The organism is Pseudomonas gozinkensis (genome assembly GCF_014863585.1).
In the GTDB taxonomy this organism is placed as follows: Bacteria; Pseudomonadota; Gammaproteobacteria; order Pseudomonadales; family Pseudomonadaceae; genus Aquipseudomonas; species Aquipseudomonas gozinkensis.
Map to the genome: position 1 here is coordinate 761332 of NZ_CP062253.1, position 17607 is coordinate 778938.

17 protein-coding genes are annotated in these 17607 nt (G+C 62.6%); 13 read left to right on the forward strand and 4 right to left on the reverse strand.

The annotated features are described in order from the left end of the window. The first annotated feature begins 13 nt into the window (after positions 1-13). From IHQ43_RS03295 to IHQ43_RS03325, 7 genes are all read left to right on the forward strand, one after another. Positions 14-1081, forward strand: coding sequence for a DUF2333 family protein (locus tag IHQ43_RS03295; RefSeq protein WP_192563354.1), 1068 nt, complete (start codon positions 14-16; stop codon positions 1079-1081). A gap of 3 nt (positions 1082-1084) precedes the next feature. Then, positions 1085-1642 (forward strand): NUDIX hydrolase, encoded by a 558-nt coding sequence (locus tag IHQ43_RS03300; protein WP_192563355.1) that lies wholly within the window; start codon positions 1085-1087, stop codon positions 1640-1642. A 186-nt stretch (positions 1643-1828) separates the two neighbouring features. Then, on the forward strand, positions 1829-2200 hold the full coding sequence (locus IHQ43_RS03305; RefSeq protein ID WP_007951016.1) for a translation initiation factor Sui1: 372 nt from the start codon (positions 1829-1831) through the stop codon (positions 2198-2200). Between the two features lie 218 nt (positions 2201-2418). After that, complete coding sequence (gene speA / locus IHQ43_RS03310; RefSeq protein ID WP_011332271.1) at positions 2419-4332, forward strand: arginine decarboxylase; 1914 nt, start codon at positions 2419-2421, stop codon at positions 4330-4332. A gap of 233 nt (positions 4333-4565) precedes the next feature. Continuing rightward, the gene (locus IHQ43_RS03315) at positions 4566-5915 is read left to right on the forward strand and encodes a type VI secretion system Vgr family protein (protein ID WP_192563356.1); all 1350 of its coding nucleotides are present in this window, start codon (positions 4566-4568) and stop codon (positions 5913-5915) included. Next, positions 5912-6706, forward strand: a complete 795-nt coding sequence (locus tag IHQ43_RS03320; RefSeq protein ID WP_192563357.1) for a DUF4123 domain-containing protein — start codon at positions 5912-5914, stop codon at positions 6704-6706. Before IHQ43_RS03315 ends, IHQ43_RS03320 begins: the two co-directional genes overlap by 4 nt. Before the next feature lie 17 nt (positions 6707-6723). Further along, positions 6724-7599: an alpha/beta hydrolase gene (locus IHQ43_RS03325; RefSeq protein ID WP_192563358.1), complete on the forward strand. Its 876-nt coding sequence runs from the start codon at positions 6724-6726 to the stop codon at positions 7597-7599. Here the strand turns inward: IHQ43_RS03325 and IHQ43_RS03330 are convergent. Further along, complete coding sequence (locus IHQ43_RS03330) at positions 7593-8942, reverse strand: MATE family efflux transporter (RefSeq protein ID WP_192563359.1); 1350 nt, start codon at positions 8940-8942, stop codon at positions 7593-7595. The two genes, IHQ43_RS03325 and IHQ43_RS03330, sit on opposite strands and share 7 nt — an antisense overlap. Positions 8943-8979: 37 nt before the next feature. Next, positions 8980-9273, reverse strand: coding sequence for a hypothetical protein (locus tag IHQ43_RS03335; RefSeq protein ID WP_007951010.1), 294 nt, complete (start codon positions 9271-9273; stop codon positions 8980-8982). 143 nt (positions 9274-9416) lie between these two features. Here IHQ43_RS03335 and IHQ43_RS03340 point away from each other — a divergent pair, with 143 nt between their 5' ends. The 5 genes from IHQ43_RS03340 to IHQ43_RS03360 all read left to right on the forward strand — a co-directional run bounded on the left by IHQ43_RS03340 (position 9417) and on the right by IHQ43_RS03360 (position 13854). Next, complete coding sequence (locus tag IHQ43_RS03340) at positions 9417-9719, forward strand: MazG-like family protein (protein ID WP_007951009.1); 303 nt, start codon at positions 9417-9419, stop codon at positions 9717-9719. Continuing rightward, positions 9719-10468, forward strand: coding sequence for a methyltransferase (locus tag IHQ43_RS03345; RefSeq protein ID WP_192563360.1), 750 nt, complete (start codon positions 9719-9721; stop codon positions 10466-10468). Before IHQ43_RS03340 ends, IHQ43_RS03345 begins: the two co-directional genes overlap by 1 nt. Positions 10469-10480: 12 nt before the next feature. Further along, positions 10481-11095 carry a DUF4136 domain-containing protein gene (locus IHQ43_RS03350; RefSeq protein ID WP_192563361.1) on the forward strand — a complete coding sequence of 205 codons (615 nt, stop codon included), beginning with the start codon at positions 10481-10483 and terminating at the stop codon, positions 11093-11095. 54 nt (positions 11096-11149) lie between these two features. Further along, positions 11150-11707, forward strand: coding sequence for a DUF4136 domain-containing protein (locus tag IHQ43_RS03355; protein WP_192563362.1), 558 nt, complete (start codon positions 11150-11152; stop codon positions 11705-11707). Between the two features lie 149 nt (positions 11708-11856). Next, the gene (locus IHQ43_RS03360) at positions 11857-13854 is read left to right on the forward strand and encodes a pilus assembly protein TadG-related protein (protein WP_192563363.1); all 1998 of its coding nucleotides are present in this window, start codon (positions 11857-11859) and stop codon (positions 13852-13854) included. Here the strand turns inward: IHQ43_RS03360 and IHQ43_RS03365 are convergent. Continuing rightward, complete coding sequence (locus IHQ43_RS03365; RefSeq protein ID WP_192563364.1) at positions 13851-16598, reverse strand: PAS domain-containing sensor histidine kinase; 2748 nt, start codon at positions 16596-16598, stop codon at positions 13851-13853. The genes IHQ43_RS03360 and IHQ43_RS03365 overlap by 4 nt on opposite strands. After that, entirely contained in the window at positions 16595-17041 is a 447-nt protein-coding gene (locus IHQ43_RS03370) for a TadE/TadG family type IV pilus assembly protein (protein WP_192563365.1), read from the reverse strand. The genes IHQ43_RS03365 and IHQ43_RS03370 overlap by 4 nt, the downstream gene beginning before the upstream one ends. Before the next feature lie 75 nt (positions 17042-17116). On the opposite strand from IHQ43_RS03370, the gene IHQ43_RS03375 reads away from it, so the two are divergent. Further along, positions 17117-17587: an A24 family peptidase gene (locus tag IHQ43_RS03375; protein ID WP_192563366.1), complete on the forward strand. Its 471-nt coding sequence runs from the start codon at positions 17117-17119 to the stop codon at positions 17585-17587. The last annotated feature ends 20 nt before the right edge of the window (positions 17588-17607 follow it).

Here is a 17607-nt window from a genome sequence, read left to right on the forward strand (position 1 = left end):
AAAGGATATCGCCATGCTGGACTGGAAGAACCGCGCGGGCAGCGCGCCTGAACGTGCCGCCGAGCCCAAGTCGGCCGCCCGCAGCTATGTCGGCGGGCTGTTGTTCAGCCGGGCGCTGGCCACGCTGGTCGCCATTTACCTGTTGGTGACTATTGCCCTTGGCTGGTACTGGAGCCAGGAGCCGGCGCTGTTTCCCGTGGCGCAGAACGCTCAGGTTGCCGCCGAGAAGGAAGGCAAGCAGATGGTGGTCGGTTACACCACCGTCGAAACCCTGAAAACCGTTGCCGGCACTTTGCTCGACAAGCCGGGCGGTTACATTTCCAACGACCGTTTCCCGCCGGGCCTGTGGATGGACAACATGCCGAGTTGGGAATATGGCGTGCTGGTGCAGGTCCGCGACCTGACCCGTGCCCTGCGCAAGGACTTCGCCCGTTCGCAGTCGCAATCGGCTGAGGACGCCGACCTGGCCAAGGCCGAGCCGCGCTTCAACTTCGACAACAAGAGCTGGATCCTGCCGTCCAGCGAGTCGGAATATCAGGAAGGCATCAATTCCCTGAGCCGTTATCAGGCGCGCCTGTCCGACCCGACCCAGAAAAACGCGCTGTTCTACGCCCGCGCCGACAACCTGAACAACTGGCTGGGCGATGTCGGCACCCGTCTCGGTTCGCTGTCGCAACGGCTGTCGGCCAGCGTTGGTCGAGTCAAACTCAACACCGCGCTGAAAACCGAAGTGCCGGCGGTGGGTGAAGTGCCGCAGGTCGACGAGGAAGTCGTCGAGACTCCGTGGATGCAGATCGACAACGTGTTCTACGAAGCCCGCGGCCAGGCCTGGGCGCTGTCGCACCTGCTGCGCGCGATCGAAGTCGATTTCGCCGACGTGCTGGCGAAGAAGAACGCGACCGTCAGCGTGCGTCAGATCATTCGTGAGCTGGAGGCGTCTCAGGAGCCGATCTGGAGCCCGATGATCCTCAACGGCAGCGGCTTCGGTGTGCTGGCCAACCACTCGCTGGTGATGGCCAACTATATTTCCCGGGCCAACGCCGCCGTGATCGATTTGCGTCAACTGCTCAATCAGGGCTGAGTCATGGACGAGAGCGCCAAAGAGGCGGCCCACCGCGCCGCCTCGGATGCCGAACAGATCGCCTGGGTCGACGAGCAGGACAACCTGCTCGGCGCCCTGGTGCGTTCCGACCTGCGTGAGCGCGGGCTGATCGGCCGTGGCACCTACATCATGCTGTTCAACTCCGCCGGTGAACTCTGCGTGCATCGGCGCACCCTGAGCAAAGCCACCTATCCTGGTTACTGGGACGTGGCGGCAGGCGGCATGGTGCAGGCGAACGAGACCTACGCCGAGTCGGCGGCCCGTGAGCTGGAAGAAGAATTGGGCGTGAGCGGCGTCGAGCTGACGGCTCACGACCATTTCTACTTCGAGGACACCGGCAATCGCCTCTGGTGTTCGGCGTTTTCGGCGGTGTGGGACGGGCCGTTGATCCTGCAGCCCGAAGAAGTGCTCGAAGCGCGCTTCATTCCGGTCGAACAGGTCATGCTGGAAATCCGGCAAAAGCCTTATTGCCCGGACTCTCTGGCAGCGTTGCAACGCTATCTGAAGGCTCAACGGCGCGACGTCGCAAAGAACACATAAATTGGCGCCGATTGGCACTTAGCAATCGGCGTTTTTGCCGTTACACTGCGCGACCTTTTCAAGCTGTGCCGGCCCGCTTTCAGGAGCTCATGGCACAGTAGCGCTGCCCCTGCCTGAGTGGGGCTTCGCGGTCGATAGCCTTGCCCAAGGCTGCGATCAGTCTTTGTCCTCCCGAGAGGATTGCCGGTGGCCAAAAAAGCCGCATCCTTCGCCGCCCTGGGCGGCCTGGTATTTTCCACCGACGCAGGTCGTCATTGCCCGGAATGCAGCAAGCCGGTGGACGCCTGTATCTGCAAGCAAACCGTGATCCCGGCCGGCGACGGCATTGCCCGCGTGCGCCGCGAGAGCAAGGGCCGTGGCGGCAAGACGGTGACCACTATCACCGGCGTGCCCCTGGCCGAAGACGCACTCAAAGAGCTGGCGACAACGTTGAAGAAGCGTTGCGGCACCGGCGGTGCGTTGAAGGACGGGATCATCGAGATCCAGGGCGACCATGTCGAGCTGCTCTTGGCCGAGCTGGTCAAGCACGGTTTCAAGGCGAAGAAGTCCGGCGGCTAGCAGCCTCTGTGAAACCCACCGGCGGCTTGATTCAGCTCCAGAGTCCCTGGGTCTGACGTCGTTTCCATGGTTTTCACAGAGCCTGTTCATGACCGGTTTCTAAACTCAACGCTGTCAGCGCGGTCTACCGCCCCGCTGACGAACCGTCATTTTCATTCTTTAGACTGCGCCGGCCTGAGATCAGGCGACGCACTATGACTTCTTTATAGGGGACTTCGATGTCCGTACGACGCACACGCAAAGACGATGGCAGCCAATGGACAGTTGCGGACAGCCGCAGTGTTTACGGGATTCGCCATTGGGGGGCCGGGTATTTCGCGATCAATGACGCCGGTCGCGTCGAAGTTCGTCCGAACGGCCCGAGCAGTTCGCCTATCGATCTGTTCGAACAAGTCGACCAGTTGCGCAAGAGTGGCTTGTCCCTGCCGCTGCTGGTGCGTTTCCCCGATATCCTGCAAGACCGCGTCCGTCAGCTGACCGGCGCATTCGATGCCAACATCGAGCGTCTGGAATACCAGAGCAAATACACCGCGCTGTACCCGATCAAGGTCAACCAGCAGGAAGCGGTGATCGAAAACATCATCGCCACCCAGAACGTTTCCATCGGTCTGGAAGCCGGCTCCAAGCCTGAGCTGCTGGCCGTGCTGGCGCTGGCGCCGAAGGGCGGCACCATCGTCTGCAACGGCTACAAGGACCGCGAGTTCATCCGACTGGCGCTGATGGGCCAGAAGCTCGGCCACAACGTGTTCATCGTGATCGAGAAAGAATCCGAAGTCGGTCTGGTGATCGAAGAAGCCGCCTCGCTGAAGGTCAAGCCGCAGGTCGGCCTGCGCGTGCGTCTGTCGTCGCTGGCGTCGTCGAAGTGGGCAGACACCGGTGGCGAGAAATCCAAGTTCGGCCTTTCGGCGGCGCAACTGCTGTCGGTGGTCGAGCGCTTCCGCGCGGCCGGCCTGGATCAGGGCATTCGTCTGCTGCACTTCCATATGGGTTCGCAGATCGCCAACCTCGCTGACTATCAGCACGGCTTCAAGGAAGCGATCCGTTACTACGGCGAGCTGCGCAATCTGGGTCTGCCGGTCGATCACATCGACGTCGGTGGCGGTCTGGGCGTCGACTACGACGGTACCCACTCGCGCAACGCCAGCTCGATCAACTACGACATGGATGATTACGCCGGTGTCGTGGTCGGCATGCTCAAGGAGTTCTGCGATGCGCAGGCCCTGCCGCATCCGCACATCTTCTCCGAAAGCGGCCGTTCGCTGACCGCCCACCACGCCATGCTGGTGGTGCAGGTGACCGACGTCGAAAAGCACAACGACGACGTGCCGCAGATCGAGAACAAGGAAGCGCTGCCGGAAACCGTGCAGTGGCTGGTTGACCTGCTCGGCCCGACCGACATCGAAATGGTCACCGAAACCTACTGGCGCGCCACCCACTACATGAGCGACGTGGCCGCCCAGTACGCCGACGGCAAACTGACCCTGGCCGAAAAAGCCCTGGCCGAGCAGTGCTACTTCGCGGTGTGCCGTCGCCTGCACAACTCGCTGAAGGCGCGTCAGCGTTCGCACCGTCAGGTACTGGACGAACTCAACGACAAGCTGGCCGACAAGTACATCTGCAACTTCTCGGTGTTCCAGAGCCTGCCGGACACCTGGGCGATCGATCAGGTCCTGCCGATCATCCCGCTGCACCGTCTCGACGAAGAGCCGCTGCGTCGTGCCGTTCTGCAAGACCTGACCTGCGACTCCGACGGCAAGATCAACCAGTACGTCGACGAGCAGAGCATCGAAACCAGCCTGCCAGTACACGCGCTGAACGAAGGCGAAGACTATCTGCTGGGCGTGTTCCTGGTCGGCGCCTATCAGGAAATCCTCGGCGACATGCACAACCTGTTCGGTGACACCGACTCGGTGAACATCTACCAGAACGCCGACGGCAGCGTGTACCACGCCGGCATTGAAACCCACGACACCATCGAAGACATGCTGCGTTACGTGCACTTGTCGCCGGAAGAGCTGATGACTCACTACCGCGACAAATGCGCCAGTGCCCGCATCAGCGCCAGCGAGCGCACCCAGTTCCTCGATGCCTTGCGCCTGGGCCTGACCCGATCCTCCTACCTGTCTTCCTGAAGCCCAGGTTCCGATTCCATCAGGTTGTCTGAAATTGTTCCGTGCACAGCGGACATTTCAGATGATCTGGTGAGACTCTTCTTTCTATATTCGCGAAATGACCTTCATCCAGGCGAGCAAAGTGATGTCGTCTGCTTTTCGCGTAGGTCATTTCCGAATTTGTACTTCGGCTCTCTACTCGGCCATGCCTCTCGGCGAGAATCCCCGGCCGCCCCTCCTGTAGAGAATCGCCCATGTTCGATCCAGCCTGCGAGCCGTCGTTTCGTCTCGATGTAGCGGGTCTGTCCGCCCCGCTTGAAGTCCTGGCATTCACGGGTAGCGAGGCCATCAGTGAGCCTTTTGCCTTCGAGATCGACTTGCTGGTCGATGATCCGCATCTGGATCTTGCGGGTCTTATGTATCGCTCGGCCCGCTTGTGTTTCGGGCCTTCGGGCAACGGTGTGCACGGGCAACTGCACAGCCTTGCCCAGCTTGAACAGGGGCACGGCGCCCGGTTGTGCCGGGCGCGGCTGGGGCCTCGGTTGAGCTGCCTGGGCCTGCGTTACAACCAGCGCATCTTCAGCGACCGCACAGCGCCGCAGATTCTTGATCAGGTGCTCAGGGAGCACGGAATCAATGGCCCCCGGCGCCGATTCGATCTGCAAGGTGTGTATCCGCCCCGCACCTTTTGCACCCAGTACGGCGAGTCGGATCTGCAGCTCGTACAGCGGTTGTGCGGGCAGGCGCGGATTCACTATCACTTCGAGCATGGTGTCAGGGGACATTGCCTGGTGTTCTGTGATGATCCGGCCAGGCTGCCGCGAGCGGGCGACTGGCGTTTCGATCGCGAGGGTAGCGGCCCGTCGCCGACAGTGCGCCGCTGGCAAACGAGCGAACATGACCACGCGCGCGGTGAAGGCTCGCAGCGCATCCGCACGGCACAGTGTTACTCCGATCAGGCAAACCTGCGCAGCGGTCAGTGGCTGGGGTTCTCGGGTCACCCCATTGCAGACGCCAACACTCGCTGGTTGTTGACCCGGATCGAGCACCGTGCGGATCCGTTGCTTGATCCGGCCTACAGCAATCGGATATTTGCCGCCGATCATCCTCCCGCCCCCCCGGCGTCCGCGCAATGCATGGGGAGTCGAATGCGCAGCCCGCAACGTGCCTGGGTCGTATCGGTCGAGGAACCGCAACCGGATCCCGTGCGCTCGGTTGCCGTGCAGTTTGACTGGCTCTATCAAGGAGAGGGCGCGAGTCCCAGCCACTGCTGGCTGCCGCTTGCCCCGGCGCTGGTTGATGCGCCGTCGACGCTTTTGCAGGAAGGTCTTGAGGTGGTGGTGAGCTTTCTGGAAGGCGATCCCGAGCAACCTGTGATCAGTGGCATCTTGCAGGTGCAGACAGTCGAGAAACGCATTGAGGATGAAGAACGATTGCCGCTGCCCGACCAGTTGGCAAGCGAAGGTCTGTCGCACTGGCTGAAAGCGGCCGAACCACTATTGCTGCTATGCCTGATCCCCGGGGGTGGCAGCTATCAACATTGCGCCGCATCAATATGCAGTTGCCGAGTAGTCGCCGGGCTCAAAACGAGCGACGGAAGATGAGCGGCGCGGCACCGGGACAGCGTGCGCAGTGGTTGTTGCTGGACATCGCACAGGCACCGCAGGCGGTGACTATCCTGCGGCAGGCATTTTCGGGTGTGCTCAGCCTGAAACTGTTCGACGGTACGGAGTTTCAGCCCGTGTGCGATCAGGGGCCGTTGTTGATCGACCTGCGCGAATGCCCGGCGCTATCGGCGTTGTGTCACACCGATCCACAGACCTGGTGCGGGCTGCTGTTGGGCAGCGATGCCACGAGCGAATCGCTGCGTGAGCATTTGCAACGGATGCTGACGGTTTCTGTCGGCCTGAATCATCGTGCGCTGCTCAATTATTACGACCGCCAGACTGCCAGCTATTTTTTCGACGCCTGCGATGCCCGCCAGCTGAGCTGCTGGCTCGGCCCGATCAGTTGGCTGCGCTGGTTCGGCGGTACCTGGGCCGACCGCGCGAGCGGCAGCCTGGGATGGCAGCAACTGCGCAATCCGGGACTGGACGTCGAACCGCTGAAGATTGAACAGGGGTTGACCCGTCATCAACGCGAGCACCTGCATCGCTGCCTGCTGGAACAACATGTCTGGCGCTGGAGCCAATCGACGGGAACCGATTACCGCATATTGTCCTCCTACCTTGAACAGGGCTTGACGCTGGGTTTCAGCGAGCGTGCCGTGCTGGACGACTGGTTGTGGCTACGCTTGCAGCATCCACGCGCAGAAGTGGCGCAACTGCCACAAGAATTGACCCAGCATGAGCGGCTCGAACATCTGCGTCGCCGCTGGCGGAACAACCAACCCTGATACGAGGTTTCGCGCGCATGGCCCATTTTTTACGGCGCTGGTTCGGCGCGATCCCCGCGGGTTTTCTGCTGTTGATTCTCAGTGGTTGTTCGCCGCTGAAAATGCTCAACGCTCTGACGCCGGAAGATTCCTTCGTCAAAACCGCGGGCATTGCCTATGGCGGCGACCCGCGTCAGCAGCTCGATGTCTACATGCCGCGCCACCTGCTCAAGGACGCCCCTGTGGTGGTGTTTTTCTATGGCGGCAGCTGGAACAGCGGCGCCCGCGATGATTACGGATTCGTCGGTGAGGCATTGGCATCACGCGGCATCGTGACGGTGGTGGCGGACTATCGGTTGTACCCTCAGGTTCGTTATCCACAATTTCTTGAGGACGGAGCCCTGGCGGTCGCGTGGACCAAGGCCCATATCCATGATTTTTCCGGTGACCCCCGGCGGCTGTACCTGATGGGACACAGTTCCGGGGCCTACAACGCGTCGATGCTGGCGCTGGACCCGCACCTGCTGGATGCGGTCGGGATGTCCCCGGCGGATCTCAGTGGCTGGATCGGACTGGCCGGCCCTTACGATTTTCTGCCGATCAAGAACCCTCAAGTGCGTCCGGTGTTTTTCTGGCCGGACTCACCGCCACAATCGCAGCCGATCCGGCATGTCAGCCCCGGCGCGCCCCCGGCACTGCTGATAGCGGCGAGTCGGGACAATCTGGTCGATCCGACCCGCAACACTGGCGGGCTGGCGCGCACACTGCGCGAGGCCGGCGTTCCGGTACAGGATCTTTATTATGCCCGGCCCAACCACGCGACACTGATTGCGACGCTGTCGAGGCCTTTGCGCTGGCTGGCGCCGGTTCTGGAACAGGTTGTCGGTTTTATCCGGCACACCCCGTCTCAGTGAGCGGCACCGTTGAACCAGCCATCGGTGCGCCGCAGCCACCACGCCAGTCCCCCGAGCGTCAGGCTGCGCAGCACCATGAACAACAGGAATGAAATCCACAGGCCGTGATTGCCCAGACCTTGCAGCGCCCAGGCAACAGGCAGCAGCAGGATCACGGTCGCCAGCATGCCGTTGCGCATTTCCCGGGCGCGGGTGGCACCGATGAACAGGCCGTCGAGCAAGTAGCTCCAGACCGCGATCAACGGCAGGACGGCCAGGTAGGGCAGGTAGATGAACGCGGTCTCGCGCACGCTCTGGATGTCGGTCTGCATTTCGATGAACAAATGGCCGGCCAACAGAAACAGCGCGGCAAAGCCCAGGCTGGCCAGCAACGACCAGCCGCCAGCGACTATCAGCGAGCGGCGCAGGGCCAGACGATCACGGGCGCCGATGGCGTGGCCGCACAGCGCTTCGACGGCGTGGGCCAGACCGTCCAGCGCGTGGGCGGTCAGCAGCAGGCCGTTGAGCAGCAGCGCGTTGGCCGCGACCGTGGCGTCGCCCAATCGTGCGCCTTGTACGGTGATCAGGAAAAACACCGATTGCAGGGCCAGGCTGCGAATGAAAATGTCACGGTTGACCGCCAGCAGCGGACGCCAGCTCTGCCAGAGTTTCAGGGCGGCCCAGGCAATGTGTCCGGGCCAGGTGCGCAATGCCTTGCGAGTCATCCACAGGCCGAGCAGGGCGCCGCTCCATTCGGCGATCACCGATGCGCGGGCCGAACCGACCACGCCCCAGTCCAGGCCGATCACGAACCACAGGTTGAGCACGATGTTGATCAGGTTGGTACTCAGCAGAATGGCCAGCGGCGCCCGGGCGTTCTGCGTGCCGAGGAACCAGCCGACCAGCGCATAACTGGCCAGCGCCGCCGGCAGCCCGAACAGCCGGGTGTGGAAGAAGTCGCGGGTCAGTTGATCCAGTTCCGCCGACGGTTGCATGAAGTGCAGCGCAACGCCGCTCAGCGGTACGCCCAGGGTTCCCAGCAGCAGCGCCAGCCCCATCGCCAGCAACAGGCCCTGAAGCAGAATCTGGCGCAAGGCCGCACCGTCGCTGCGTCCGGCGGCCTGCGCGGCGAAGCCGGTGGTGCCCATGCGCAGAAACCCCATGGCCCAGGCCAGAAAGGTGTACAGGCTGGCGCCTACCGCCACCGCGCCCAGTTGATGGGCGTGGGGCAGGTGACCGATGACGGTGCTGTCGACCAGCGCCACCAGCGGCACGGAAATGTTGGAGAGGATCATGGGGGCGGCGAGGGCCCAGACCCGGCGATGGGTCGGGCGGTCGCGCCAGTCGGCGATCAGGTTGGACATGCGGGCTCCTTGGGGAGCGGCATTGTAGCGGGAGGTGTCAGTGAATGATCCAGCTCAGCAGCCACAATCCCAGCAGCAACCAGATGATCCCGGCAATGATCGAGGCATTCATGAACGCGCGTATCGCCGACCACAGCAGCATCAGGCCGACGATCAGCGCGATGATGCTGATGATCGAGGTGTCCATGCCCAGCGCCTTCGACAGCCCGTCGACAAAGTTGCCGCCGGCGTTGCCCAGCAGATTGAACAGGCCGCTGAGGCCATCGACGATGAAGCGGATGATCGAGCCGAGCGCCTGGCCCAGCCATTCGAAAAAGCTTTCTACCTGCATGTCTGTTTCCTGATGAAAGAGCTGAGCCTTGGGCCGCAGCGGGTGCGGTCGAGTTCCCTGCAAGCATAGAGGGTTTTAACGGGCGACTGGCCCTTGCCTTCGCGCAGCTTCCCCCCGAAGCTATACGCCTTCAGGAGAGCCCGATGAACCTTGTTGAACTGACCGAACGCCTGCACGCCATTCGCGACCGCAATGACTGGCGGCAATTTCACAGCCCGAAAAACCTGGCCATGGCGGCCAGCGTGGAAATGTCCGAACTGGTGGAAATCTTCCAGTGGCTGACCGAAGACCAGTCCCGCCAATTGCCGGCGGACAAACTCGCCCACGCCGGGCAGGAAGTCGGCGACATCGTTCTCTATCTGTTGCTGCTGTGCAGCGAACTGGGGCTGGACATGAATGAAGTGGTGCGCAGCAAGCTCGCCGACAGCGAACGGCGGTTCAGCTGATGAGCGACCGTCATTTCGATCAGCTGGCGACCCGTTTCGCCGAAAAAATCTATGGTGGCGCCAAAGGCGCGATCCGCCTCGCGGTGCTGCAGGCCGACCTTGCCGAAGCCCTGCCGGATCGTCCTTTGCGGGTGCTGGACATCGGTGGCGGCCTGGGCCACATGTCGTTGTGGCTGGCCGAGCGCGGGCACCAGGTGACTTTCACCGAGCCGGCCGAACCGATGCTCGAAGGCGCACGCCAGCGCTTTGCCGAAGCCGGGCAAACCGCGACGTTCATTCAGGCGCCCTGGCAGGAACTGCTCGGTCAGCTCACCGAACCCTACGACCTGGTGCTGTGCCATGCGGTGCTTGAATGGCTGGCCGAGCCCCACGCGATCCTGCCGGTGCTGCATCAGTTGACCAAGCCCGGCGGCTGGCTGTCGCTGGCGTTCTACAACCGCGATGCGCTGATTTACCGGAACCTGCTCAAAGGCCATTTCAAGAAAATGCGCAAGAACGACATGGCCGGTGAAAAACAGAGCCTGACCCCGCAACAGCCGCTCGACCCTCGCGAGCTGGCGACGCAACTCGCCGGGTTGTGGCAGGTCGAAACTCAGAGCGGGGTGCGGGTTTTCCACGATTACATGCCAGTGGAATTCCAGGCCCGCGCCGAGTTGATTGATTTGCTCGAGATGGAACTCGCCCACCGTCGTCACCCAAGCTTCGCCGGGCTTGGGCGCTACTTGCACTGGATCTGCCGGCCGATCTGATCGGAGCGAGAAATGAAAGGTCATTCAGGGTTACTGCTGATCTGTCTGGGATTGGCCGCGTGCCAGGGCAGCAACCCTTACGTGGCGCAGTCGCGGCCATTGCCGCCGGCGCCGCCGCAAGCGGCGACCACCTTCGACCGCAGCGCTTATCCCGCGCCGCCACGGGATTACGGGCGCTACCGCAGCTGGGCGTGGCTCAACGGTCAATTGCCGCCGGGCACGGCGTGGGCGGATTCGGCGCAAATGGCCGAAGCCGTCAGCAGTGCGCTGGATCAGCGCGGCTTGCGCCCGCTGCATGACAATCGTCCGGCCGATCTGCTGGTCAGTGCCCACCTGAGTCTGGAAACCCGCCTGCGCCAGGTGCAGGACGATTACGGTTACTACGGCGGCGGCTACGGTGGTTATGACCGTTATGGCCGCGGTTACGGGATGTACAACACGGTGCCGATCGTTCGGACCTATCAGGAACAGGTCGTGGTGGTGCGGGTCGATCTGTTCGACGCCGGCAGCGGTCAGCCGGTCTGGAGCGCCAGCGCTGAAACCGGCACCCAGGGCAATCAGAGTGATCGCACCGATGCGATCCGGGAGGCTGTCGAAAAGGCCATGTCGGCGTATCCTCCCGGTTAGCTTCCTGCCAAAGAGAAGCTCCCTCAGGTTCATGTCTTCCACCGGAGAAAAACCATGTTCCGCCGTCTCGCTTTACTGGCCGTGGCCGCCCTGCTCAGTGCCTGCGCCGCCAACCAGGTCAATCATGACTTCGACGCCAGCCGCGACTTTGCCGCCTACCGCAGCTGGAGCTGGAAAGACCCCGCCCTGCAATACCGCCCCGATGATCCACGGATCAAGAGCGATCTGACCGAACAACGCATCCGTCAGGCCGTCGCCGACCAACTGGATCAGCGTGGCCTGCGCCCGGCCGCCTCGGGTGCCCGAGGCGATCTGAATGTGCAGACCTACCTGATCGTCGAGGACCGTCAGCAACAGGTGACCACCAACTACGGCGGCGGTTGGGGTGGTCCGTGGAATGGGTACTGGGGCGCACCGATGTACAACGAAACCCGCAACATCACCTACAAGGTGGCGACCATTCAGGTTGATCTGCTCGACGGCAAGGACGGCAAACTGGTGTGGCGCGGCAGCGACGAGCAAATGCTCAGCCGCACGCCGAACCCGGCGGATCGCAGCAATGCCATCCGCGAGACCGTGGCGCGGATCCTGTCCAACTATCCACCGCGCTGAGTCTGTTGCAAAACAACGGGAGCCCATGGCTCCCGTTTTTTATGGGCCGGTGAAACTGGCGCGTTGCCAGCAGTGTCGGTGCGGCGCGTCTACACTCAAATCCACCAATGGAGGTTGCGCCCGGCCGTGCGCCGGCAAAGGAGTGCGCCATGTCGCGTCATCCGCAGTGCGGTGGGCCAGCCCGGCAGCGGGGGGCCATCGGCCTGATGGCGGCCGCCACGCTCAGCCTGGCGCTGGTGTTGATGCTGCTGGTGGTGGACACCGGCCGTCTGTACATGGAACAACGCAAACTGCAGCGCCTGGTGGACACCGCCGCCCTCGAAGCCGTCAGCCGTGGCGGCAACTGCCTGCCGGGCCTCACCGCCGCCAGTTACGCGGGGCAAAGTGCAACGCGCAACGGGTTTGTCGCCGATGCCAACAACGTCCTTGTGGTCGATTGCGGAGCCCTGGTAACTGCCGCCACCGGCCTGCGTACGTTCACGGTGAATGCCACGCAATCGGACGCGGTCAAGGTTGCGGCCAATCGCACGGTGACCAGCAGTTTCGCCGGCGGTGTGCAGGCGCTGTTCAGTGGCACTCCGGTCCGTCTCAACACCGTGCTTTACGCTTCGGCAGTGGCGGCCAAACCCAAGCCGACCGTCGCTCAATTGAACATCCGCAGTAACCTGGCCAGCATCGACACCGCGCAATCGAACATCCTCAATCCGCTGTTTTCCGGGCTGCTCGGTGGTAACGTCAATCTGACCGCCCTGGGCTGGACCGGCCTGCTCAACACCGACATCAACCTGCTCAGCTACCTGAATCAACTGGCGATCAACCTCAACGTCGCCGCCGGCAATTACACCCAGTTGCTCAACACCCAGGCCACGGTGACCCAATTGATCCAGGCCGCGATTACGGCGGTGCAGCTCAACGGCGCCACCGCTGAAGTGATTACTGCGCTGGGCCAGCTGCAAGTGGCGGCGATCAATGCCGCGCCGGTAAAGCTCGGCGACATCCTGCAATTGCAGACCGGCACCACGGCCGCCGGGCTGGATGCCAATCTGCAGTTGCTGCAACTGGTCCAGGGCGTGATTCAACTGGCCAACAGCAAGAGTGCGGTGGCCGCGACCCTGCCGATCAGCGTGTTGGGACTGGCGAATGTCACGGTGCGGGTCAAGGTCATCGAGCCGCCACAGTTTTCCGCCATCGGTGATCCGGCGCTGGCCAAGGCCAATCCCACCGGGCCGAACCGGATTTATGTACGTACCGCGCAGATTCGCACACTGCTTTCAGTGAATCTGCCGGTGCTGTCCGGGGTGACCGGGTTGGCCAATGCGGTACTCGGGCTGGTTGGTACGCTGACACCGACGCTCAATGCACTGTTGAGCCTCAATCTGGTCGCCACACTGAATTCGGTCGGCTGCCTGCTCGGGGCCGGTTGTGAGCAACTGGACCCGCAGCTGTTGCCCTCGCCGCAAATCGACATCAGCCTGGATGCCGGCGGCGCCATCAGTTACGTCACCGACTACAGTTGCCCGACCGGCAACACCGGCACCAAAAGCCTGACGGCCCGCACCACCACCTCGATTGCCGACCTCAAGCTGGGCAAGATCGACCCGACCAACGCGTTTTCATCCTCTGCCGAACCCACGGTCACACCGTTGCCGCTGGTGGATCTGGGCACGGTGACCTGTCACAAGATCTTGGGGATCGGCAGCTGTGACCCGAGCACTCACGTGCCATACGGCGCCGGCGGCATCGCGATCATGGTCAACACCAGCGTGGCGCAGAACACCCAGAACCTGGTGTTTTCCAGCGGCAATCCGTTCGCCACACCGCCCAACCTGAAACTGCCGCCGAGCGTGATTGCCGCCGCGCCCTCAAGCAACATCGTCAACAGCCTGGCAAGCACCCTGGCCGGGATCAATCTGATCGTCTACAAACCACAGGGCAGCAACCCGTTGGGGGCAATCGTCACTGGCGTCGCCAGTTTGATCAGCGATGTCACGACGATCCTGCAACCGCTGATCACCAACCTGGTGAGTCCGCTGCTGGATCCGCTGCTCAACAATTTGCTCAAAGGGCTGGGGATCAACCTGATGGACGTCGACGTCGGCGCCAACATGACCTGCGGCCAGACCGGCAAGGCCTATCTGGTGATCTAGTCGTCGGCGGCGATCGGCAATTCGATGCAGAACCGCGCACCGTCCGCCGAGTTGCGCACGCTCAAGTGACCGCCCATGTTCTCGATGATCCCGTAACTCACCGACAACCCCAGACCGGTGCCGACCCCCACCGGTTTGGTGGTGAAGAACGGTTCGAAAATCCGCTCCAGCAGACGCGGGTCGATACCGCCGCCATTGTCCTCGACCCACAGTCGCACCTTCTGCTCGTCGCGTTCGGCGTAGATCGAAATCCACGGTTTGAACGTTGAGTCGGACTCGCGTTTGCCCAGCAGCGCATCCCGGGCGTTGACCATCAGGTTGATCAGCACCTGCTCAAGCTGATCGACATACCCGCGCACCTGAACCTCGAACGCGGTTTCACTGATGCGCAAATCCACGCCTTTGCCGCGCATGCCTTCGGCCAGCAGCGACAGCGTGCCTTCGATGGCGCTGGCCGGGTTGAACAGCTGCTGCTCGATCTCGGAGCGGCGACCGAACACCCGCATGTGATCCACCACTTTCGCGGCGCGCTGGACCTGCGCGTCGATGCGGTTGAGTTTGTCGGTCAGGTAATCGATCTGCACATCGCCGTTGCTCAGGCGCTTCTGCACGTTGACGATGGCCATGCGCATGACGTTCAGCGGCTGATTGATTTCGTGGGCCAGACCGGTGGCCATCTCGCCGAGGGTGGCCATTTTTGCGCTTTGCGTGAGTTGCTGCTGGGAGCGGCGGACTTCGGTGTTGTCGCGGCCAACGGCTTGTACTTCGATCAGTTTCCCGTGCTCATCGAACACGCCGCGATCCGACCACACCCACCACGCGTGCTCGCGTCCCGGCAATTGCAGATTGATTTCCGCGGTGCTGACGGGGGATTGCGGGGTCAACTGCGCCAGGCGCTCAACGAAGGCCGCGCGCTGAACGTCGGACATCCAGCTGCCCAGATCGATGCCCGGCAGGGCTTCGGGGGTGCATTCCAGATACGTCGCCAGCGGCCGGTTGCCGAACGTCAGGATCAGGTCCGGGCGATAGCGGCAGATCATCGCCGGCGAGTCCTCGACCAGAATCCGGTAGCGTTCCTCACTCTGCTTGACCTGCTCGGCGGCCAGCGTCGCGTCGGTAACGTCCAGCCATAAACCGACGGCCTCCACCGGCAGGCCCAGGTCATTGCGCAACAACCGGGCTTCATCGAGCAGCCAGTGGTAATTGCCGTGAATGTCGCGCAGGCGATAGCGGGCGCGCACCGAGCCTTCGCGCAGCAGTTGCCGGGTGCGCTCGAAATACAGGGCCCGGTCATCCGGGTGAATCCGCTCCGCCAGCGCGCTGGCGTCGCAGTCTTCCAGGCTCCAGCCCAGCAGCGGTTGCAGGCTGGCGCTGAAAAACGCCGGCAGCAAGGCGCCTTCGACGTAGTGCTGGACGTAAATCACCGCCGGCGAACTGGCGATCAGGTTGTCCAGCCGCGCATGGGCGGCGGCGGCCAGTTGCTGTTGGTTCTTGATGTCGCTGATGTCGAGCATGAAGCCCACCAGCCGTCGATGCTCGCCGGTGCCGGTGACCTGCCCCTGAAGGCGATACCACGTCGGATTCTGGCTGGCATCGTGAGGATGCAGGCGCACGCACAGGTCGAGGATTTCCCCGTGCAGTTGCAAGGCTTGCAGGCGGCTGCGGACTTCTTCGCGATCGGCGGGATGGATCAGCGTCAGCCAGGTGTCGAGCATCAGAGTCGTGCTGTCCTGTTGCAGAGTGGCGGCCAGCGTCGGGGCCAGTTGAATCTGCTCGCTGCTGCTGATTTCCCACCAGCCTGTGCCGAGCAGCGTCTGCAACGACTCCAGCCGTTCCAGTTGCAGTTGATGCTTTTGTTCGCGCAAACGACCGAGCAGGGGGCCGGCCAGTGCGCCTGCCAACATCAGCCAGTCGCGGTCGGTCAGATAAGGCGCAGTCTTGTCCACCGCGTAAAAACCGCAGAGCAGCCACGCCATCACGCCTCGATCATCGCTATAGGGCACGGCAAAACCTTCGGCATTGCCGAACAGGCCCTGGACCCGCGAGTGTTCGTACTGGCCGTAATGCGCACCCAGGCGCTGCGGGCCAATGCCATTGAGACTGTCGAGCGGCGTGCCCAGACGCTGGCTGTCGTGCCACAGCGCCGGTGCGTCATGGGCGTGGAATTGCTGATGGATCTGCCAGCCCTGTTCCTGTTCATCGAGCAGGGCGAGTGCCAGGCACGGAATCTGCCAACGCTGGGCGATGACCTGCAATTGTTCGCTGACAAGCATCGGCAACCGGCCAAGGCTGCAGCTGCGCAACTGCTTGCTGATCTGCTCGGCAAGCATGTGGCACGCCTCGCGCTGATGCGCTTGCTGGCGTTCGGACAACAGGTCGGCAATGTCGATCAGTTGCAGCAGCCAGCCATTGCCCAGCGGCTGGACCCAGCCGCGCAGGTGCAAGGTCTGGTCGCCCAGGGCGGGGAAGTCCAGGTCCAGCAGTTGGCCTTGCCAGTCCTGCGGCCGGCCCTCGATGGCCAGCGTGCTGCGCGCCAGCAGGTAGTCGTGCAACGGCAACGGATTTTCGCGAGGCGTCTGTTGTGCCAGCAGCAGGCGCAGCGGGCCGGCCACTTGCAACACGCCGCCTTCGCTGTCGAGGTGGATGTGCAGGCCCGTCAGCGGGGTGCCGAGCATGTCCGGCATATCGCTGGCGACCATGCTCCGCTTCAGCAGGCGGCCGAGCAGGTTGTCACCCGGGGTCAAAATTTCAGGCTCGAAATGGCGGTCAGGTTCGTTGGCAGGCTGGGGACAGCGCCGACACCCGGCAACACCAGAAACGGGATGACCCGATTGAGTTTGCTCACCGGGTAATTGACGCTGACGGTGAGCGTGCCCTGAGCCGCGTCATAGACGGTTGACGTGTCCGTGCCGACCACCACGTTCAGCGATGTCGGCAGCACCGACAATTGCTGGGTCAACGCGGCATTCGCGGTGCTGACCAGCACCGTCGAATAGTTGGGAAGCGCGGGATCGACCGCCACGGCGCGGCGGATGGCTTCGGCGGTGACCTGATTGAACGTCTGCATCAGCACAAACGGCAGGCTGTAACTGACCAGGCCATAAAACACCGCGAAAAAGATCACGAACACCAGGGCGAACTCGATCGCCACCGCACCTTTTTGCGCCTTCCGAGAGCCGGTTTTCATCCGTGCGTCTACCCTGACAGTCACTGCGTAGTATCAGCATAGAATCATTCAGCAAAAACGGACGGTTTTTACCGGATGCAAAGTCTTGTCCTTCTGATCTGGTTGACGGCGTGTGCGGCCCAGGATGCCCGGCAACGAAGGATTGCCAACGTCCTGACGCTGGGTGTCGGCACGCTGGCGCTGGTCTACCTGTTGTCTTTCGGTACCACCTGGATAGGCGCCGACGCGGGGCAGGGCGGCTGGGCCTGTGTCGTGGCGCTTGCGTTCACGCTGCCGGGGTATTTCATGGGCCGAATGGGCGCCGGCGATGTGAAATTAATGACAGCTCTTGGTCTTGCGACGGACGGCGTCTCGCTGCTGGGGATATTTATCGGAGCAGGTGCCGCGAGCGTGGTCTGGATTCTGCTGGCGCCAAGACTCTGGCTGCATATGAGTCAAGGGCTTAGGGAACGTCTTCGATATATGGGTCCATCCATGTCAAAAAAGCTGCCATTTGCGCCGTTCGTGCTGATCGGCTTTGTGCTTGCACTGCCTTGGATCCATTAGTCGCCGAGCGCCACTAGTCT